This window comes from Novosphingobium sp. KCTC 2891 (genome assembly GCF_025938155.1).
GTDB lineage: Bacteria > Pseudomonadota > Alphaproteobacteria > Sphingomonadales > Sphingomonadaceae > Novosphingobium.
In genome coordinates, this window is the sequence record NZ_JAPCZG010000005.1 from 68,861 (window position 1) to 86,507 (window position 17,647).

The 17,647-nt window shown below is 66.6% G+C and carries 17 protein-coding genes; 7 read left to right on the top strand and 10 right to left on the bottom strand.

Translation table 11 applies throughout. From position 1 onward, the window contains the following. The first annotated feature begins 40 nt into the window (after nucleotides 1-40). The 3 genes from OLX02_RS11305 (at nucleotide 41) to OLX02_RS11315 (ending at nucleotide 4,143) form a co-directional block, all read left to right on the top strand. Nucleotides 41-217, top strand: coding sequence for a YezD family protein (locus tag OLX02_RS11305; protein ID WP_264422883.1), 177 nt, complete (start codon nucleotides 41-43; stop codon nucleotides 215-217). A gap of 101 nt (nucleotides 218-318) precedes the next feature. Continuing rightward, nucleotides 319-2,775 (top strand): TonB-dependent receptor, encoded by a 2,457-nt coding sequence (locus tag OLX02_RS11310; protein ID WP_264422885.1) that lies wholly within the window; start codon nucleotides 319-321, stop codon nucleotides 2,773-2,775. Between the two features lie 165 nt (nucleotides 2,776-2,940). After that, the gene (locus tag OLX02_RS11315; RefSeq protein ID WP_264422887.1) at nucleotides 2,941-4,143 is read left to right on the top strand and encodes a CHAD domain-containing protein; all 1,203 of its coding nucleotides are present in this window, start codon (nucleotides 2,941-2,943) and stop codon (nucleotides 4,141-4,143) included. Nucleotides 4,144-4,170: 27 nt separating this feature from the next. Here OLX02_RS11315 and OLX02_RS11320 read toward each other — a convergent pair whose 3' ends face one another. Beyond that, nucleotides 4,171-5,922 carry a cation:proton antiporter gene (locus OLX02_RS11320; protein WP_264422889.1) on the bottom strand — a complete coding sequence of 584 codons (1,752 nt, stop codon included), beginning with the start codon at nucleotides 5,920-5,922 and terminating at the stop codon, nucleotides 4,171-4,173. 163 nt (nucleotides 5,923-6,085) lie between these two features. On the opposite strand from OLX02_RS11320, the gene OLX02_RS11325 reads away from it, so the two are divergent. Then, entirely contained in the window at nucleotides 6,086-6,385 is a 300-nt protein-coding gene (locus OLX02_RS11325) for a hypothetical protein (protein WP_264422891.1), read from the top strand. 39 nt (nucleotides 6,386-6,424) lie between these two features. Here the strand turns inward: OLX02_RS11325 and OLX02_RS11330 are convergent, their stop codons facing one another. From OLX02_RS11330 to OLX02_RS11360, 7 genes are all read right to left on the bottom strand, one after another. Next, a complete protein-coding gene (locus OLX02_RS11330; protein WP_264422893.1) occupies nucleotides 6,425-6,901 on the bottom strand; it encodes a PaaI family thioesterase in 477 nt (158 codons plus the stop codon). A gap of 87 nt (nucleotides 6,902-6,988) precedes the next feature. Further along, a complete protein-coding gene (locus tag OLX02_RS11335; RefSeq protein ID WP_413630195.1) occupies nucleotides 6,989-7,852 on the bottom strand; it encodes a TorF family putative porin in 864 nt (287 codons plus the stop codon). A gap of 246 nt (nucleotides 7,853-8,098) precedes the next feature. After that, nucleotides 8,099-9,631, bottom strand: a complete 1,533-nt coding sequence (locus OLX02_RS11340) for a SulP family inorganic anion transporter (protein WP_264422895.1) — start codon at nucleotides 9,629-9,631, stop codon at nucleotides 8,099-8,101. Then, nucleotides 9,628-10,323, bottom strand: coding sequence for a carbonic anhydrase (locus OLX02_RS11345; protein ID WP_264422897.1), 696 nt, complete (start codon nucleotides 10,321-10,323; stop codon nucleotides 9,628-9,630). The genes OLX02_RS11340 and OLX02_RS11345 overlap by 4 nt, the downstream gene beginning before the upstream one ends. Before the next feature lie 133 nt (nucleotides 10,324-10,456). Next, entirely contained in the window at nucleotides 10,457-11,767 is a 1,311-nt protein-coding gene (locus OLX02_RS11350) for an ATP-binding protein (protein ID WP_264422900.1), read from the bottom strand. Nucleotides 11,768-11,777: 10 nt separating this feature from the next. Beyond that, nucleotides 11,778-12,506, bottom strand: a complete 729-nt coding sequence (locus OLX02_RS11355) for a response regulator transcription factor (RefSeq protein WP_264422902.1) — start codon at nucleotides 12,504-12,506, stop codon at nucleotides 11,778-11,780. A gap of 89 nt (nucleotides 12,507-12,595) precedes the next feature. Beyond that, nucleotides 12,596-12,874 (bottom strand): hypothetical protein, encoded by a 279-nt coding sequence (locus OLX02_RS11360; RefSeq protein WP_264422904.1) that lies wholly within the window; start codon nucleotides 12,872-12,874, stop codon nucleotides 12,596-12,598. Between the two features lie 196 nt (nucleotides 12,875-13,070). Here OLX02_RS11360 and OLX02_RS11365 point away from each other — a divergent pair, with 196 nt between their 5' ends. Then, the gene (locus tag OLX02_RS11365) at nucleotides 13,071-14,219 is read left to right on the top strand and encodes a CaiB/BaiF CoA transferase family protein (RefSeq protein WP_264422905.1); all 1,149 of its coding nucleotides are present in this window, start codon (nucleotides 13,071-13,073) and stop codon (nucleotides 14,217-14,219) included. 99 nt (nucleotides 14,220-14,318) lie between these two features. Here OLX02_RS11365 and OLX02_RS11370 read toward each other — a convergent pair whose 3' ends face one another. Next, nucleotides 14,319-14,498 (bottom strand): rubredoxin, encoded by a 180-nt coding sequence (locus OLX02_RS11370; RefSeq protein WP_264422907.1) that lies wholly within the window; start codon nucleotides 14,496-14,498, stop codon nucleotides 14,319-14,321. A gap of 16 nt (nucleotides 14,499-14,514) precedes the next feature. Continuing rightward, complete coding sequence (locus OLX02_RS11375) at nucleotides 14,515-15,783, bottom strand: cytochrome P450 (protein ID WP_264422908.1); 1,269 nt, start codon at nucleotides 15,781-15,783, stop codon at nucleotides 14,515-14,517. A gap of 84 nt (nucleotides 15,784-15,867) precedes the next feature. Here OLX02_RS11375 and OLX02_RS11380 point away from each other — a divergent pair, with 84 nt between their 5' ends. Continuing rightward, nucleotides 15,868-16,464 carry a TetR/AcrR family transcriptional regulator gene (locus OLX02_RS11380; RefSeq protein WP_264422911.1) on the top strand — a complete coding sequence of 199 codons (597 nt, stop codon included), beginning with the start codon at nucleotides 15,868-15,870 and terminating at the stop codon, nucleotides 16,462-16,464. Nucleotides 16,465-16,607: 143 nt separating this feature from the next. Next, nucleotides 16,608-17,645 carry a hypothetical protein gene (locus OLX02_RS11385; RefSeq protein ID WP_264422913.1) on the top strand — a complete coding sequence of 346 codons (1,038 nt, stop codon included), beginning with the start codon at nucleotides 16,608-16,610 and terminating at the stop codon, nucleotides 17,643-17,645. Nucleotides 17,646-17,647 lie beyond the last annotated feature (2 nt).

Consider the following 17,647-nt stretch of genomic DNA (forward strand, 5'->3'; position numbering starts at 1 on the left):
CTCTCACTCCGCCCCCACTCTCGACCCAAGGAGCACAGCCATGAACACCTCCCCCGCTGCGCCCCGCAACGAGGCCGAGCGCCACCTGGACGAGTCCCTCGCCAGTGTGCGCGAAGCCCTTGCCGGCCTCCGCTACGGCAACGTCTCGCTGACCGTCCACGAAGGCCGCGTGGTGCAGATCGACGTCACCGAGAAGAAGCGCTTCAAGCCCAACTGAACCGGCCGCCATTGCGGCCCCCCTTTTCAACAACACCATAGTTCACACTGCCAACCGGACCACTGGAGGCGTCGTGACCCTGACCTGAAGGATCACTCAAGATGTCCCGTGTCCTCCTGCTTGCGGGGGCTGCGCCCGCTGCGCTGCTCGCCGTTTCCGTTCCCGCCTTCGCCGCTGACGCGCCGGTTGCCGATGCCGATCAGACCACGTCTGTCGGCACCGGCCAGTCCGACAGCGACACCATCCTCGTCACCGCCCGCCGCCGCCAGGAAACGGCGCAAGACGTGCCGCTGGCGATCTCGGTGGTCGGCGGGGATCACATCGATTCCACCGGCAGCTTCAACGTCGGCCGCCTCCAGCAGCTGACCCCGACGCTCCAGTTCTACAGCTCGAACCCGCGCAACACCTCGGTCAACATCCGCGGTATCGGCGCGCCGCTCGGCCTGACCAACGACGGCATCGAACAGGGCGTGGGCATCTACGTCGACGACGTCTATTTCGCCCGCGTCGCCTCCAGCACGTTCGACTTCCTCGACGTTGCGCAGATCGAAGTCCTGCGCGGTCCGCAGGGCACGCTCTATGGCAAGAACACCACCGCCGGCGCGATCAACATCACCACGCGCCAGCCCACGTTCGATTTCGAAGGCCGCGCTGAAGTCTCGGTAGGCAACCTCGGCTTCAAGCAGGCGAAGGCCGCCGTCTCCGGCCCGCTGTCGGACAAGCTCGCCGCACGCCTTGCGCTGTCGACCACGCACCGCGACGGCACGATCACCAACGTCGCCAACGGGCAGAAGGTGAACGAGCAGGACAACCTGGGCCTGCGCGGCCAGCTGCTGTTCCAGCCCAACGACAAGGCCAGCTTCACGCTCGCGGGCGATTTCAGCCGGCAGGATCCCTCGTGCTGCGTCCAGGTCTATGTGCGGACCGGTTCCACCCAGCGCTCGCTCGACCGCCAGTATGCCGCGCTTGCCGCTGCCCAGGGCTATGCCGTGCCCAGCACCAATGCGTTCGACCGGCTGACCGACGTGGACGTGCCGCTCGCAGCAAAGAACAAGATCGGCGGCGTCTCGCTGCGCGCCAAGATCGATACCGACATCGGCACGTTCACCTCGATCACCGCATGGCGCTTCTGGGACTGGAACCCGTCGAACGACCGTGACTTCCTCGGCCTGCCGATCACCACCAAGTCGAACAACCCGTCGAAGCAGGACCAGTACACGCAGGAGTTCCGCCTTACCGGGGAAACCGGCCGTCTCGGCTATGTGCTGGGCGCGTTCGGCTTCTACCAGAAGGTCCGCACCAACGGCATCCAGCAGCAGGGACCGGCGGCTTCGGCCTGGCTGATCAGGCCGTCCGATCCGCTGTCGAAGAACCCGGCAGTTCTGAACGGCCTCACCGCTACCAACGACATCAGCCTGAAGAACACCAGCGCAGCGCTGTTCGGCCAGTTCACCTACAAGGTGACCGACGCGTTCTCGATCCAGCCGGGCTTCCGCGTGAACTACGACAAGAAGGTCGGCGACTACAATTCGGTCGTCACCAACGGCGCGGGCCAGCTCGTGGTGTTCAAGACCGCGGCGCAGGGCGGCAACACGTCGATCGAAAAGGCCCAGCTCGCGGTGCTGGCGCCGCAGGCGTTCAACGTGAAGTTCTCCGACTGGAACTTCTCGTACGACGTCACCGCCTCATACGATCTGTCGTCCGACATTCACGCCTATGCGACCTACGCCAAGACCTTCAAGTCGGGCGGCGTGAACCTCAACGGCGTGCCGGCCGATACTGCGGGCGTGCCGCTGCTGGTGGCCGCCACGGTGAAGCCGGAATCGGTCAATCACTATGAAGCGGGCATCAAGACCCAGTTCTGGGACCGCAAGGCCACGCTGAACCTGTCGATCTTCCGCACCGACATCGGCAACTATCAGGCGCAGGTCACCAACGGCTCGCTCGGCGTGCTGCGCGGTTACCTCGCCAATGCCGAAAAGGTCCGCACGCAGGGCGTCGAGGTCGACTTCTCGGCGCGTCCGAGCGAGCGCTTCAACGTCTATGGCAACGGTGCCTACACCGACGCCAAGTATCGCAAGTTCGTCGATGCGCCGTGCCCGCCGGAATTGTCGGGCGGCACCACCGTCGCCGCCGGCCAGACCGCTGGCGCGGCCGGGGTTCCCGGCGGCCTCAGCCCGGAATCGTGCGACATTTCGGGCCAGCGCCTTCCCGGCGTGTCGAAGTGGTCGTTCTCCTACGGCGCGGAGGCCAATGCGCCGGTCTCGCTGCTGGGCAAGGATGGCCTCGTCTATGTCGGCTTCGACGGCAACTACCGCTCGGCGTTCTCGTCCAACCCGTCGCCTTCGGCCTATACCCAGGTCGATGGCTATGCCCTGTCGAACTTCCGCCTCGGCTTCCGCACAGATGCCGGGTTTGACATCTACGGCTGGGTCCGCAACGCATTCGACGTGCAATACTACGAACAGCTCGCCGTTGCCTCGGGCAACACCGGCCTGATCGTGGGCCAGCCCGGTGACCCGCGCACCTGGGGCTTCACGGTCAAGACCACGTTCTAAGCATCCACCCCGGCTGTCCGGGCACTCGAAAGGGCCGGCGGAGCGATCCGTCGGCCCTTCTTTTTCGCCCGCAACGAGCGCGAACGGGTGATGGACGCGTGGCCGCAAAGTCCTATCGTGCCGTGGCTGGGAGTCCGGTTGGGCCGGCGCGCGGCGGAGGCAGGAATGGCAGCAGGGCCGGGCAGGACCAAAATCACGTTCGCGGCGACAGGCGCGATGCTCACCGCACTGCGGGCATATCCCCGTCTGGCGGGCTCGGGCGAGGCCGCCGGGCTGGACAGGCGGCGCATCCATTCCGCCGGATCGACCATCGACGTGAGCTGCGGATCCTCCGCCACTTGCGAGCTGAAACTGGAACTGGTCGAAGGCCGCCCATCGGACCTCATCGCATTGGCACGCGCCCTGCCGATCGGTCCGGAATTGCAATGGGTCGCGCCCGGCAGTGCTGCAGCATCAACCGCGACGGTGCCTCCGGTCACGTCCGCGATGGACGTGGCCCGGGGTTTCCGCACGATCGCGTGGAATTGCCTCGAACACCTCATCGCCAACTATCCGGCGGTGATTGCTTCCGGCGATGCCGAAGCCGTCCACCAATCGCGCGTGGCGCTGCGGCGTCTGCGCGCGGCTTGCAGCCTGTTCGGCAAGGTCGTGGGCGACGAGGCCGCACCCGCCCTGCGGGCCGAAATGAAAGCCGTATCGGGCGTTCTGGGGGAGGCGCGGGATCTGCACGTGCTGCTGGACCGCACTACCGCCTGCGCGGATGACGCGGAGACGGCTGAAGTTCTGGCTGCGCTTGGTGCCCGGCGCGATGCCGCGACCCGGTCCGCGCAGGAGTTGGTGGCCAGCGCGCCGTTCCAGGAAATGCTGTTCGCGCTCGCCGCATGGATCGAGGACGGCGCGTGGCTGGCCCGTGCCCAAGAGACGGGCGGCACGGCGAATCTTCAGCGCTTCGCGGCGCACTTGCTGGCGCGGCGGCGGCGCAGGCTGCGCAAGGCAGGCCGCCGTCTGGCGCGATTGACGGTGGCGGAGCGGCACCGGCTGCGTATCAGCGCGAAGAAGCTGCGCTATGCGTCCGAATTCTTCGCCCCGCTGTTCCACGCCCGGGACACGATCAAGGATCGGCATCGTTTTGCACGCGATCTCCGTCGCTTGCAGGACAGCCTGGGCGAATTGAACGATGCGGCGATGATGCAGGCGCGGCATCCGGATCTGTTCACCGGGCCGGACAAGATCACGGCCGCCCGCCTGGCCGAGCGACTGGAAGGCATGGTCGCGCTCGATGAAACGAAGCAGCGCCGCTTGCTCAGGGGCGCGGGCCGGGCGCTGGAGGGCGTCAGCGACGCGCCGCCGTGGTGGAAGGCCGGATAAGCGTCAGCCGTCCTTGCCGGCCGGCTGCTACGTCTCGTTCACTTCCGTGATGATCCGGTCGCGCGCGGCGCGCACATCGCCGGCGGCGATCTGAAGGTCGAGCCGCTCGCGGTCCCGCGCGCGGAAGAAGTCCTCGGCGCGATTGATCGCTTCCTGGTTCAGCCCGAAGCCGTCGAGCGCCGCGCGGGCCATGACCACCGCCGATTCCATCACCTCGCGCACCACCAGCGTGGTCGGCGCATCGCGCAGGCGCACCAGCGCGCGCCGATCATAGGCGCGGACGTAGATCGCGGCCTGCGGGAAAGCCTCGTGCACCGCTTCGATCAGGTCGGCGCCAAGCTGGTCGCCGTCGAGACAGAACAGGATCATCTCGGCCTCGGCCGCGCCTGCCTGGCGCAGCATGTCCACGCGCGTGCCGTCGCCGAAATAGACCTTGGCCCCGAACTGCCCGGCAACGTCGATCATCTCCACGTCGGTGTCGATCAGCGTCACCGCTATGTCGCTGGCCAACATCATCTGGCCGACGGTCTGGCCGAAGCGACCATAGCCCACGATCAGGGCGCCTGCGCGCTCCCCGGTCGGGCCTTCGCGTTCCTGATCGGCGTCGGCTGGGGCTTCGCGGAAGCGCCGCGTGGCCATCATCAGGAACGGCGTGGTCGCCATCGACAGCGTGACCACCGCGCCAAACACGCTGGCCGCCTCGGGCGCGATCAGCAGCGCGTGCTGTGCCTGCGCGAACAGCACGAAGCCGAACTCGCCGCCCTGGCTCAGCAGCAGGCCCAGCGCCAGCGCCCCGCGCCACGGCATACCGAACAGCCGCGCGATCAGGAACATCACGCCCGCCTTCACCGCGATCAGCGCCGCCGCCATCGAAAGGACGAACACCGGGTCGCGGGCAATCGCGCCAAGGTCGAGCATCATCCCCACGGCGAGGAAGAACAGCCCCAGCAGGATCGAGCGGAACGGCTCGACATCGGCCTCCAGTTCGTGGCGATAGGGCGTATCGGCCAGCATGACCCCGGCGATGAACGCACCCAGCGCGGTCGAGAGGCCCAGCAGTTCCATCACCGCGGCAGAGGCCATGACCGTGAACAGCGCCGCCACGACGAACATCTCGCGCTCGCCCAGATTGCCGATCAGCCGGAACAGCGGCCGGATCAGGAAGCGCCCGGCCAGCACCAGCCCGGCGATCGCGCCCAGCGTTTCCAGGCCCAGCAGCCATCCCGGTGGTCCGCCTGCATCCGCCGGATTGCGGCTCATGGCGGTAATGATCGTGATCAGCGGAATGATCGAGAGATCCTGGAACAGCAGGATCGAGAACGCCCGTTCGCCAAAACGCGTCCGCAGCCGGCCCGAGGATTGCAGCATCGGCAGGACCTGCGCGGTGGACGACAGCGCCAGCGGCAGCCCCAGCGCAAGCGCGGCGGCGCCGCTGAACCCGGTGAACGCATAGATCACCCCGGCCACCGCCAGCCCGCAGGCAGTGACCTGCAAGGCGCCCAGCGCGAGAATGTCCTTCTTCATTCGCCACAGCCGTGCCGGATCGAGTTCCAGCCCGACGAGGAACAGCAGCAGCGTGATGCCCAGTTCGGCAATGCCCAGCTTCTGCTCGGCCTCGCCTACCAGGCCCAGCACCTGCGGGCCGACCACCGCGCCGGCCAGGAGATAGCCCAGCGTCGCGCCCAGTCCGAGCCGGCGGAACACCAGCACGAAGGCCAGCGCGAAGCCCAGCAACAGGAAGCCGTCGTGAAGAATGGAAGTCGAACCCGCGTTGCTCACTGGCCTGCTTTCTGATGCCGCCGCGGGGCGGCAGCGGGAAGGGGGACGATATGGCGCAGGGGCGTTCCGTCAACCCTCTGCCCAAATGATGTCAAGCGATAGGATTGGCGTTGACACCTCTGCCGGTTGCGCCAAGATCGGTGCCGATAACAAGGAGGATGCCATGTCCGTTGCAGGCACTTACGAATGCGTGACGAAAAGCCCCATGGGTGACCAGAAATCGACTTTCACCGTGAATGTCGCCGGCGACACCTTCACCGGCAGCAATTCCGGGCCGATGGGCACCGCCGAGGTCAGCGACGGCAAGGTCGATGGCAACAGCATCACCTGGACGATCAAGCTTACCTCGCCGATGCCGATGACGCTCGAAGGCAGCGCCACCGTCGATGGCGACGATTTCAATGGCCAGGTCAAGGCCGGCGCGTTCGGCACGTTCCCGATGGTGGGCAAGCGGGTCGCCTGAAGTTCCGGCGGCGTCCCCGCATCATCGGGGGCGCCGCATTCAGTGCGAGACGAACTTCGTTTTCACGCGCTTGATCGTGCCCGAAAAGGCGAGGACATTGCGGCCCTCGCACGTGATCATTCCGCGCGCGAAGATCAGGCCGCCGCCCTTGCGGACGATTTCGCCCTGCGCCAGCAGCGGGGTGCCTGCGGGTGCGCCGCTGACGAATTCCGAACTCATCGTCACCGTCACGCCGTGGACGACCTCGCCATCCTCGGCCGCGATCATGAACAGCGCGAAGTCGGCAAAGGTCATCAGGCAGCCGCCGTGCACCATGCCGTGGCCGTTGAGGCTCTTGGCCTCGGGCATGAAGCCGCAAAGGATGCGGCCCGTTTCATCGCGCTTGACGCTGAAGGGACCGGCCAGACCCTCGAACGGGTCTTCCGGGCGCCACTGCCACCACCCGGTGAAAGGTCCATCGGCGACCTGCCGCAAGTAGCCGCCGTCGAATGGAGGGGATGCTTCGTTGCTGCTCATCCCTGCCGGGTGCCGTGCGTCGGGGCCTCCGTCAACGTGAAAAAAGTCCCCCCGCCTCGCACGGGCGGGGGGACAGTCGCGTCAAGCTCAGAAGGCTGCGGTCACCGAGAACACCACCTGCGCCCCGGAGATCGGGGAGCCGTCCTTGGTCGAGGAGAAGTTGGGCTGGAGATAGGCCGACTGCGCGGTGGTGATGTCGGTATCGACATAAGCCACGCCCAGCGTCAGCGGACCGAGCGCGTAGTCGGCGCCGATCAGCCAATCCCAGTATTTGCCGGTGGGCGCCACGCTGGTGCCGTTGGGGCCAAGTCCGGCATTGCCGTCGGAATAACCGATGTGCGCCTTCACCGTCAGCGGCGTGTTCGGGATGCCGGCGCTGGCATCGCCCCACAGGTAGAGGTTGTCGGACTTGGCGCCCGGCTTGTCGGGCGTGCCGGTGCCATAGGACGCGCCGCTCAGATACCAGCGGCCAAGCGCTTCCTGCTTGGGCGCATAGGCAACGCCCGCCAGCAGGTTGACCGGGCCGGCGGTGCCGGACAGCTTGACGTAAGGCTCGGCGAAGTCGGTGATGTCGGCGCCGCCCGGGTACATGTACCACGTCAGGCCCACGTCGAGCGTGCCGCCGCCGACGGGGATCTTGTAGCCGCCGTAGATGTCCAGCTCCATGTTGGAACCGCCAAAAGTGCCCCAGCCCGCAAGGTTCGAGGCCCAGGTGCCGACATAGGCGCCGCTTTCGTGAGAGACGGTGAACCCGCCCTGGATCGCCATTTCCTCGTCGGTCTGCGACACCCCGCGGAAGCGGTAGTCGGAGACGAGCGCGGCGCTGCCCGAAACGGTGATCGGCTTGGTTTCTTCCTGCGCGAACGCGGGCGCCGCAAGGGGCGCACCGAGCGCGATGCCGAGCGTCATGGCGGTAAGGGTGATGCGGCGCGCGGCCAGACGGGTCTTCATGTTGGAACGTCCTCCCGGGATGTTGGGTGTCCGTTCCGCCTGCGTCCGTAGCGCGCGGCCTCTGTCACAAGGCGTGCCGCGTCGCGCCGGCCCTTTCGCTTCTATGCGCGCAGCGTGTCCGCTCTCTTGCCTGATCATGACGAAGTGTTGCCATGTTCGCATATGCAAAAAAATGGCCGGGCGGGCGTTCATGGGGTGAACGGCCGCCCGGCCAGCAGAGTGCCGGAAGGGGGTATTTCCGGCGCCTCAGGCGTGGGCCAGAGGCCTGAGGATGGGATCGGGGCCGGTCACGTGGACGCTGTTGCCGCGCTGGCGGTGGCGGTTCAGCCATTCGCCCAGTGTTTCCGCGGTCGTATGGTCCATCACCCGCAGGCCGTGCAGGTCGAGATGCACTTCCTTGTCGCGGTGGATGCGCTCCAGCACCGAAATGAGACGCGCCAGCCCAAGGAACGTCGCTGCGCCCTTCAGTTCGACGCGCGTGGTATCGGCCGTTTCCTTTTCGCCGACATGGAGGCGCAGGTTGCGCGCATGCGGCAGCAGTTCGACCAGCGACAACGCCAGGCCCACGAGCACGCCGGTCAGCAGGTCGGTCGCGACCACCAGCACGAAGGTCGCCGCCCAGATCAACGCGGGGAGGGGGCCATGGACCTTGAACAGGTGCCGCACATGCTTGAGGCTGACGAGCTTCCACCCGGTCACCACCAGCACGCCGCCCAGTGCGGCCATCGGCACTTCGCGCAGCAGCCAAGGCAGCAGGGCGACGAAACCGAGGATCCACGCGCCGTGGAGGATCGCCGAAAGCCGCGTGGCTGCCCCCGCCTGCACGTTGGCCGAAGAGCGCACGATCACGCCCGTCATCGGCAGTGCACCGAACACGCCGCACAGCAGGTTGCCCACGCCCTGCGCGCGCAGTTCCTTGTTGTAATCGGTGCGGACGCCGTCATGCATCCGGTCCACCGCGGCGGCCGACAGCAGCGTTTCCGCACTGGCGATGAAGGCGATGGCCAGCGCCGAGGCGATCAGCGCAGGATTGCCGAGCGGGGCAAAGAACCCGCCACTTGGCAGCGCAAAAGCCGCCGCGATCGATTCCGGCACGACGATGCGCGCGACGTCGAGCGAGAGCACCGATGCGGCCACGGTCGCCGCCACCACGCCCAGCAGCGCACCGGGCACCAGCGCGAGCTTCGCCGGACGCAGCTTTTCCCAGCCGATCATCGTGGCGATCGTCAGCAAGCCCAGCATCAGCGCCATTTCGGTCGAGCGGATATCCGAAGACAGCCCCAGCACCCGCGCCGGCATCGCGGCAAGGTTCTCGAGACCGCTGGACAGTGGCTTGCCATCGAACAGGATGTGGAACTGGCCGACCACGATCAGCGCGCCGATGCCGGCGAGCATACCGTGGACCACTGCCGGGGAGATCGCGCGGAACACGCCGCCCAGCTTGGCTACGCCGGCCACGAACTGGATCGCGCCGGCCAGCAGCAGCACAGGGCCGAGCGCGGACAAGCCGTTGTCGCGCACGAATTCGAACACGATCACCGCAAGGCCGGCGGCCGGGCCGCTCACCTGCAGCGGCGATCCCGCCAGCAGGCCGACGACGATCCCGCCGATAATGCCCGTAACCAGCCCCTTTTCGGGCGGGACGCCGGACGCGATCGCGATCCCCATGCACAGCGGCATGGCGACAAGGAACACGACGATCGAGGCGGTGAAATCGCGCAGCAGGAACCCCGGCGGCCCCTTGCCCGCTGTAATGTCGGTGGTGGCGGAGGTGGTCATTCCGCGGCCTCCGCGAGATCGGCATCGCGCGCGAAGCGCTGGGCGGCGTGCAGCGCGACGGGCAGGGGCGTGTCTTCACGCAGCGGCACGAACTGCCCCGTGTCACCGTCGAGGCCGAGCACCTGGCCCGCAGAGATATCGACGAACCAGCCGTGCAGCGCCATCTCGCCGCGCGCGATGGCTGCGGCGACCGAGGGGTGGGTGCGCAAGTGGGCGATCTGCGCGATCACGTTCTCCAGCGCGATGGCGCGCACGCGCTCCGCTCCTTCAAGGTGCGGCGAACAGCTCGACACGACGTATTCCGCCGCGGCGCCGTGGCGCAGCCAGGCGACCACGTTGGGCATGCCTTCGGGTGCTTCGGGGGCGGCCAGTGCCTTCATCGCACCGCAGTCCGAATGGCCGCAGACGATGATGTCGCGCACGCCCAGCGCCACCACGGCATATTCGACGGTGGAGGAAACGCCGCCGTTCATTGTGGCGTAGGACGGCACCATGTTGCCGGCGTTGCGGCACACGAACAGGTCGCCGGGCTGCGCCTGCATGATCTGTTCGGGGACGATGCGCGAATCCGCGCACGAGATCATCAGCGCCTTCGGCTCCTGGCCTTCGGAGGCCAGCTTGCCGAACAATTCGCTGCTGTTGGGGAACACGGTCTTCTCGAAGCTGAAGACCCGGCCGATCAGTTCGTTCACGAGTGTGTCTCCTATATCCTTGGGGATCAGGCGACCGCGGCTGAATACCGCGACTGCAAACGTAATCTAGGGCGCGTTACTTGTCTGTGTCGGGCGCGCCTGTAACGAAATATTTCGTTGCAAAGCGCTGATTTCAGACGATCGCACCGGGAAGGCGGATCATCACGGAAAGCCCGCCGCCGGGCCGATTGAGCAGATGCAGCGAACCGTTTTCCAGCTTCACCGCACGGCGCACGATGGGCAGGCCCAGCCCCATGCCGGGGGTATCGCGCGACCGCGCGTTGTCGAGCCGGACGAAGGGTTGCAGCACGTCGTCGAGCCGTCCTTCGGGAATGCCCGGTCCGTCATCCTCGACCATGACAACCGCATCACCCTCGGCGCGCGTCACCGAAACACGGACCCGTTCGCCATAGTGCAGGGCGTTGTCGATCAGGTTCGACAGGGCCCGGCGGATAGAAACCGAACGGACCATGATCTCCAGGCGATCGTCGCCAGAATATGTCGCGTCACGGCCGGAATCGACCGCGGTGTCGACCAGCGTGGCCGCCATCGCGGCAAGGTCGATCCGCTCGGGCGGGATGCGGCTGCCGCCGGTTTCGACGAAGGCTTGCAGGCTTTCCAGCAGGTTGCGCATCTCGGCGATGTCGCCGTCCATTTCCCCGCGCGTTTCCTCGTCGATCACGGCGTTCTCCAGGCGCAGCTGCAACCGGGCGAGGGGAGTCCGCAGGTCGTGGCCAATGGCGAGCATCGACTGGGTTCGCGCCAGCAGCGAGCGGTGGATGCGCTGCTGCATCTGGTTGAACGCGCGGATCAGCAGACGAACCTCGTCCGGGCCTTCCTCGTCCAGCGGCCGGGGCGCGCCCGACCCGACCCGGCGCGATGCTTCCACCAGACGTTCCAGCGGCCGCAGCGTGGCGTGGAACAACGCCCAGGCGAGCACCGCGAGCACCAGTGTCGGCAAAAGGTAGCTGACGATCCGCCCGGCGTTCAGCGTCCAGGCGCCGCTTGCGTTGGTTTCGAAGCGCAGCAGGCTGCGGTCCGTCAGCACCATCGATCCCGCGACGTTCCCGCCGCCGGGCAGCGAGCGCAACCCCAGTTGCAGATCGCCATGCGCCAGTTCGGGCGCGAATTCGAGAACCTGCCCGCGCAGCGTGACAAGCCCCAGCGATCCTGCGGCGCGGTTGTCGCGCTCTGACCATGTGATCGAAAAGCGCGGCGTGCTCAGGTCGCGGGCCACCTCCGGCCGATCCTTGGGTGCCGTGCGTTCGATGGCGCGGCTTGCCACCACCAGCGTTTCCGCGATCCGCGCCGCGTCGTCCTGCCGCAGCGCGAAAGCGCTCGCACGGTCGAACAGCAACGAATTCGTCGCGAAATCGATCAGCGCGACCAGCAGCAGGATCGCCAGCAGCCGTTCCGGCAGCCCGAACCGGCGCAGCATCTTCATGGGCGCGCCATCACGCGCGTTCGATCTCGGACTTGAACATATAACCGACACCGCGCACCGTGATGATCGGCGCGCTGCCGCCTGCCGAGGCCAGCTTGCGACGCAGGCGGCTGACCAGCACGTCCACGCTGCGATCCGAACTGTCGCCAAGCCGGGTGCGCGAAAGTTCGATCAGGCGTTCACGGCCCAGCACGCGCTGGGGCTGGCCCACGAACGTCGCCAGAAGATCGAACTCCGCGCCTGTCAGGTCGACCATCGCTCCGGTCGGCGAATGCAGTTCGCGCCGGGCCATCGAAAGCGTCCAGCCGTCGAAGCGGATTTCGCTGCCGCGCTTGCCTGCGGCTTCCGCGTTTTCGTCAGCGTTGCCGTTGCTTTCGGTCCGGCGCAGCACCGCGCCGATGCGCGCGACCAGCTCGCGCGAGCTGAACGGCTTGGCGAGGTAGTCGTCCGCGCCCAGTTCCAGCCCCAGCACGCGATCTTCCTCGCTCCCGCGCGCGGAAACGAAAATGATCGGCACGTCGCTCTGGCGGCGCAGTCGGCGGAACAGCTCGATACCGCTGGTGCCCGGCAGCATGATGTCCAGCACCACCAGGTCCGCCGGCTCGCTTTCCAGCGCCACCCACATCTCGGCGCCGGTGGCGGCGGTGCGCACGACATAGCCGTGCTCGCGCAGCGCCCGGGCCGTCAGGGTGCGCAGGGGGCCGTCGTCCTCGACAAGCACGATCGATGGGGCGAGCATGGGTCTCCAGCAGGTCGGAAGGAACAGTCAGGACGATTGATAGGTAGCACGTGGTCATCCATCAATCGGGATGACCACGTTTTGTCCAATCAGCGGCGGGCGGCGTCGCTCTGGGCTGCTTGCGCGCGCAGGGCAAGGGCGTCTGCATGGGGGTGCTCGCGGGTGCAGCCACGGTTCTTGCTGGGATCGGGATGGCAGAACTGGCGCGGGGCATCGGCGACGCGCTTGCCGGCTGCGGGAGCGCTCTGGTCTGCAAGACCGCTACCGCAATGCTGCGGGCGCGGGCCGCTCGGGTTGCAGGCCAGCGCGCCGGCATCGGCAGGCAGGGCAGGGCTGGAAAGGGCAAGCAGCAGGGCAGAGAGAATCATCGCGGGGCACTCCGGGTCGGTTGGGGTATCCGCGATGTGATGTTTCCGGCTTTTCCGGCGCTGTGCGCAATCGTGAGAAAGTGTTGCTCGGTGTGGGAATCGTGGCTGTGGGCAAACCACAAAGCCGATTGCCACCGCCGTGCGGAGCGTTTAATCGATCGATTAATCCTGCAAACCGCAAAAGCGAGGACATTTCATGGCCGGACCCAGGCTGCTCGAAGGGATGCGTGTCGTCGATCTTACCTCGATCGTGTTCGGTCCCTATGCGACCGAGACGCTGGCCGATCTCGGCGCGGAAGTGATCAAGGTCGAAAGCCCTACCGGCGATCTGTTCCGCTATGCCGGCAAGCCCGCCGCGACCATGGGCATGGGCGCCTGCCACATGAACCTCAACAAGGGCAAAAGCTCGGTCGCACTCGACCTGAAGAGCCCGGAAGGCAAGGCGGGGCTGGAAAAGCTCCTCGCCGATGCCGACGTGTTCATCCACAACGTGCGGCTGAAGGGCATCGAGCGGCTCGGTTTCGGGTATGAGGCGGTGAAGGCGATCAAGCCTGACATCGTCTATGTTCACTGCGTCGGCTTCGGCTCGGACGGGCCGTACCGCGATCTCCAGGCCTATGATGACGTGATCCAGGCCGCCACCGGCACCGCCACGCTGCTGCCGCGTGCGGACGGCAACCCGCGCCCGCGCTTCCTGCCCTCGCTGATCGCGGACAAGGTTGCGGGCCTGCACGGCGCCTATGCCACCCTGGCCGCGATCATCCACCGCCTGCGCACCGGCGAAGGACAGTTCGTCGAAGTGCCGATGTTCGAAGCCTTCACCCATTTCATGATGCTCGAACATCTCTACGGCAAGACGTTCGTGCCGCAGACCTATCCTGCCGGCTATCCGCGCCAGATCGATCCCGAACGCCAGCCTTTCCCCACGGCCGATGGGTGGATCAGCATCGTGCCCTACACCGACGAGACGACCGTGCTGCTGGCGAAGGTCATGGGCGCGGACGACGTGCTGGCGGACGACCGCTTTTCGACGCCGATGGCGCGGCTGACGAACATGACGGCGTTCTACGCCGAAGTGGGCAAGCGCACGCCCGCGAAGACCACCGCCGAATGGTGCGACATTTTTGCCGAGGCGCAGATTCCGGCGATGCCGGTCCGCGATCTGGAGGACATGACCGCCGACCCGCATCTCGAAGCCGTCGGCTTCTTCCAGCAGCGCGAGCATCCCACCGAAGGCGGCTACCTCCACATGCGCGCGCCGGTCACGTTCTCGGTCGGCCTGCCCGAAACCGGCCCCGCGCCGACCATCGGCCAGGACAACGCCGCGCTGCTCGGCAAGGGGTAAGGGGGCAACCCATCATCAAAAAAAGACCGACCGGAATCCCGGTCGGCCCATGGCAGCAAGGTGCCCCGGCGCGGGGAGAGGTCCGCGCCGGTGGCTCCGTCAGATTTCTTCCATGTCGTAGTCTTCCTTGCCCACGCCGCATTGCGGGCAATAGTAGTCCTCCGGCACGTCTTCCCACCGCGTCCCCGGGGCAATGCCCTCTTCGGGCAGGCCCAGTTCCTCGTCATAGACGAAGTTGCAGAAGCGGCAGCGGTACTTGCGATATGGGCGCTCGGACATCGTCGCGCTCCTTCGCTCAGGCGACCGTGAAGCGGATCGGCACGGTCTTGGGACCGCACACGAAGGTCGACTGGGTCAGCTTGGGCTCGCCCGCCAGGCTCACTTCGGAAAGGCGCGGCAGCAGTTCTTCCCAAAGGATACGCATTTCCATGCGCGCCAGATGCTGGCCAAGACACACGTGCGGACCCGAGCCGAAGGCGACGTGCTTGTGGATCGGGCGGTCGATCTTGAACGCGAACGGATCGTCGAACACGTCCTCGTCGCGGTTGGCGCTGTGGTAGGACAGCATGACCCAATCGCCCTTCTTCACCTGTTGGCCGGCGACTTCGGCGTCGGCGATCGCGGTGCGCATGAAGTGCTTGACCGGCGAGGCCCAGCGGATCGTCTCCTCGACGAAGCCGGTCATTGCTGACGGATCTTCCTTGAGCTGGCGCAGGACCTCGGGGTTCTGTGCCAGCGCCCACATCGCCGCGCCGGTGGTGTTGGCGGTGGTGTCATGGCCGGCCGTCGCGGCAATGATGTAATAGCCCATCATCTGGCGATGGGTCAGGTATTCGCCATCGATCTTGGCATTGGCGATCAGGCTGTTGATGCAGCTTTCCGGCTTGGTGCGGAAGGTCTTGGTCACTTCGCCGAAGTAGGCTTCCAGATCCAGCATGGTCTGCTGGAGCAGGTTCATGGCCTCTTCGCCGGTCACTTCCTTGCCGGTTCGGTTCATGTCCGGATCGTTCGGCCCGAACAGTTCCTGCGTCAGCTTGAGCATGAAAGGCTCGTGCTCTTCCGGCACGCCCAGCACCTTCATCACCACGCGCAGCGGGTAGAGGAAGGCGACGTCGCGGGCGAAATCGCATTCCGGCGCCTTGGCGATCATCGCATCGACGAACTCGCGCGCAATGCCCCGGATCTGCTCTTCCAGCGCCTTCAGTGCCTTGGGCGTGAACGCGGGGAAGGTGATGGCGCGAAGGTCCTTGTGCTCCTTGCCGTCGATCTGGACGAGCGAGCGGACCAGGTTCGGCTCGCCCGTCACCGCGTGGACAAAGGCGTTGGCGGCCTTGTCCGCCAGCGTGGCCGATCCGGCGCCGTTCAGGAAAACGTCGGCGCGCTTCTCGATCTCAAGCACATCGGCGTGGCGGGTGGCGACCCAGAACGGATCGAAGCCATCGGCTTCGGCCACCTCGAACGGCGCGTCCTTGCGCAGCGTGGTGAAGGCCGCATCGATCCGCGCGAGGTTGGCGTAGGCGCGGGGATCGACAATGGTGTTGGCAATTTCCTTGCTGATCGACATTTTTCCACTCCCATGGTTTGACCTGACAATGATGCAAACTTAGTATATGGTCAACCAGCAAGTTAAAAATACGACGGGGGAAATGTGAAGACGCGCAGAACGCAGGCGGAGCGCCGCCAGCAATCCGAGCAGGGCCTGCTCGTCGCCGCCGCGGAGGTCATCCTCGAACACGGCTACAACGGCGCAACCTTCGACAGGATCAGCGAGCGCGCGGGCTACAGTCGCGGCCTCGTCACGCTGCGCTTCGGGTCGAAGGACGGGCTGGTGGCCGCGATGATCGAGTTTCTCGGTTCCCGTCTCGAAGAAGCCTACGCCGACCGGCTCAAGGAGGCGCGCACCGGCCGGCAGAAGCTGGTCGATTTCGTCGACGTGTTCGTGCTGCGCCTGGAGGACGATCGGCTCGCCAATGCTTACTTTGTGCTGCTCGCCGGTGCTCTCGGCAATGTCCTGCCGCAGTCGCACTATTTCCTCGAACAGCATGAAGCGGTGAAGCTCCGTCTCGCCGCCTTCGTCCGCGAAGGAATGGAAGACGGCACGATCATGCCCGGCATCGATCCGGTGGTGGCGGCGACCGCTCTCGGCTGCTTCCAGCTCGGCCTTGCCATGCAGCACCTGCTCGATCCGCAGATGTCCGTGGGCGATATGCGGCAGTTCGTGCGCATCTTCGCCGGGCGGCACTGAGAGGGCCCGTCGCGAATTCATGCGTATTGAAACCGAACCGGTGCTTGTGACACGTTGTTGTCATCAAGTCGCCTCAAGGACCGGACCATTGCCAGCCTAGGGATCTTTGCGTAGATTTGGGCAGATCAGGCGGGGGAACAGGCGTGACTAGCAGCGACACTTTCCAGATCGGCGCAGCCGTTACCGCCCCGCAGAAGACGGGCGGGCGTCGTGGCCGGCGCATGGCAATGCACCTGATGCGTTTTGCATCGGTTCTGGTGGGCGCAGGCCTGCTGTTCCGTGTCGACGCCGCCGAACGCGCGGTATCGGCAGTCGAGGAAGACCGTTCGCCCGGCACCCTGCCATCCGCGCTGACCGCCCGCACGATGCCTCATCCGGCATTTGGCCGCGCGAACACGGCTGCCCCGATGGTCACTCACGCGGCGCCCGCAGCGATGGCCCACATCGTTCAGCCGTCGCCCGCGCCGTCATTCGCGCCCGGCCGTGGTCCCGCGCTTGGTGACGCCCTCCGCCCCGAGGCGGCGCTGATCGCGCAGGCGCACCGACGCACCGACGCGCCTGCGCCTGCCGCGCTTGCTGCGCCGCTTGGCACTTCGCCGCGCCTTCAGGCCCACGCCCCGCTCGCGTCCGCACTCGTGCCGATACCCGCCATGACTCCTGCCGCCGCTCCGGCAGCGCCCGTTGCTGCGCCCATGGCGCTTCCGGTCTCTCAGGCGCACCGCGCTGGCCTGCGTACGACGCCGGTGCCCAGCCACACCACCGATATCGAGGCGGAGATGCGCCGCCCTGCGTCGGCGTGGGACTATATGGAAAATGTCGCGCCGGAATACCGCGCCGCGCCCAGCGCCGCGCAGCCGCGCGTCGACCTCGCCCCGCGCCCGGCAGCACCCGCTTCCGCCCCGGTCGTTCACGCCGCGCAGGCTGCCGCCGCGCCCGTGGCAGCGCTGACGGTACCGTCGCTTGCACCCGAAATCGTTGCTCCGCAGGACAGTGGGGAAGCGGGGGCGGATGCTCAGGAATCGGCCTCGCTGCGCCCCGAAAACAATATCGCGCCGCGTGCCGTGCGCCGTGATGCGCTGGCCGAACTCGCCGCCCTGGCCGCGCGCACCAGCCCGACCAATCCGGTCGCCACGGCTTCGGCTCGCAATGCGGTGGATCGCTATCCCCAACCGCGCTTCTGAAG

Excerpts from the sequence above, each read along its gene's own strand:
- OLX02_RS11305 (WP_264422883.1), top strand. The coding sequence starts at position 41 with ATGAACACCTCCCCCGCTGCGCCCCGCAACGAGGCCGAGCGCCACCTG.
- OLX02_RS11310 (WP_264422885.1), top strand. The coding sequence starts at position 319 with ATGTCCCGTGTCCTCCTGCTTGCGGGGGCTGCGCCCGCTGCGCTGCTC.
- OLX02_RS11315 (WP_264422887.1), top strand. The coding sequence starts at position 2,941 with ATGGCAGCAGGGCCGGGCAGGACCAAAATCACGTTCGCGGCGACAGGC.
- OLX02_RS11325 (WP_264422891.1), top strand. The coding sequence starts at position 6,086 with ATGTCCGTTGCAGGCACTTACGAATGCGTGACGAAAAGCCCCATGGGT.
- OLX02_RS11330 (WP_264422893.1), bottom strand. The coding sequence starts at position 6,901 with ATGAGCAGCAACGAAGCATCCCCTCCATTCGACGGCGGCTACTTGCGG.
- OLX02_RS11335 (WP_413630195.1), bottom strand. The coding sequence starts at position 7,852 with ATGAAGACCCGTCTGGCCGCGCGCCGCATCACCCTTACCGCCATGACG.
- OLX02_RS11340 (WP_264422895.1), bottom strand. The coding sequence starts at position 9,631 with ATGACCACCTCCGCCACCACCGACATTACAGCGGGCAAGGGGCCGCCG.
- OLX02_RS11350 (WP_264422900.1), bottom strand. The coding sequence starts at position 11,767 with ATGAAGATGCTGCGCCGGTTCGGGCTGCCGGAACGGCTGCTGGCGATC.
- OLX02_RS11355 (WP_264422902.1), bottom strand. The coding sequence starts at position 12,506 with ATGCTCGCCCCATCGATCGTGCTTGTCGAGGACGACGGCCCCCTGCGC.
- OLX02_RS11360 (WP_264422904.1), bottom strand. The coding sequence starts at position 12,874 with ATGATTCTCTCTGCCCTGCTGCTTGCCCTTTCCAGCCCTGCCCTGCCT.
- OLX02_RS11365 (WP_264422905.1), top strand. The coding sequence starts at position 13,071 with ATGGCCGGACCCAGGCTGCTCGAAGGGATGCGTGTCGTCGATCTTACC.
- OLX02_RS11370 (WP_264422907.1), bottom strand. The coding sequence starts at position 14,498 with ATGTCCGAGCGCCCATATCGCAAGTACCGCTGCCGCTTCTGCAACTTC.
- OLX02_RS11375 (WP_264422908.1), bottom strand. The coding sequence starts at position 15,783 with ATGTCGATCAGCAAGGAAATTGCCAACACCATTGTCGATCCCCGCGCC.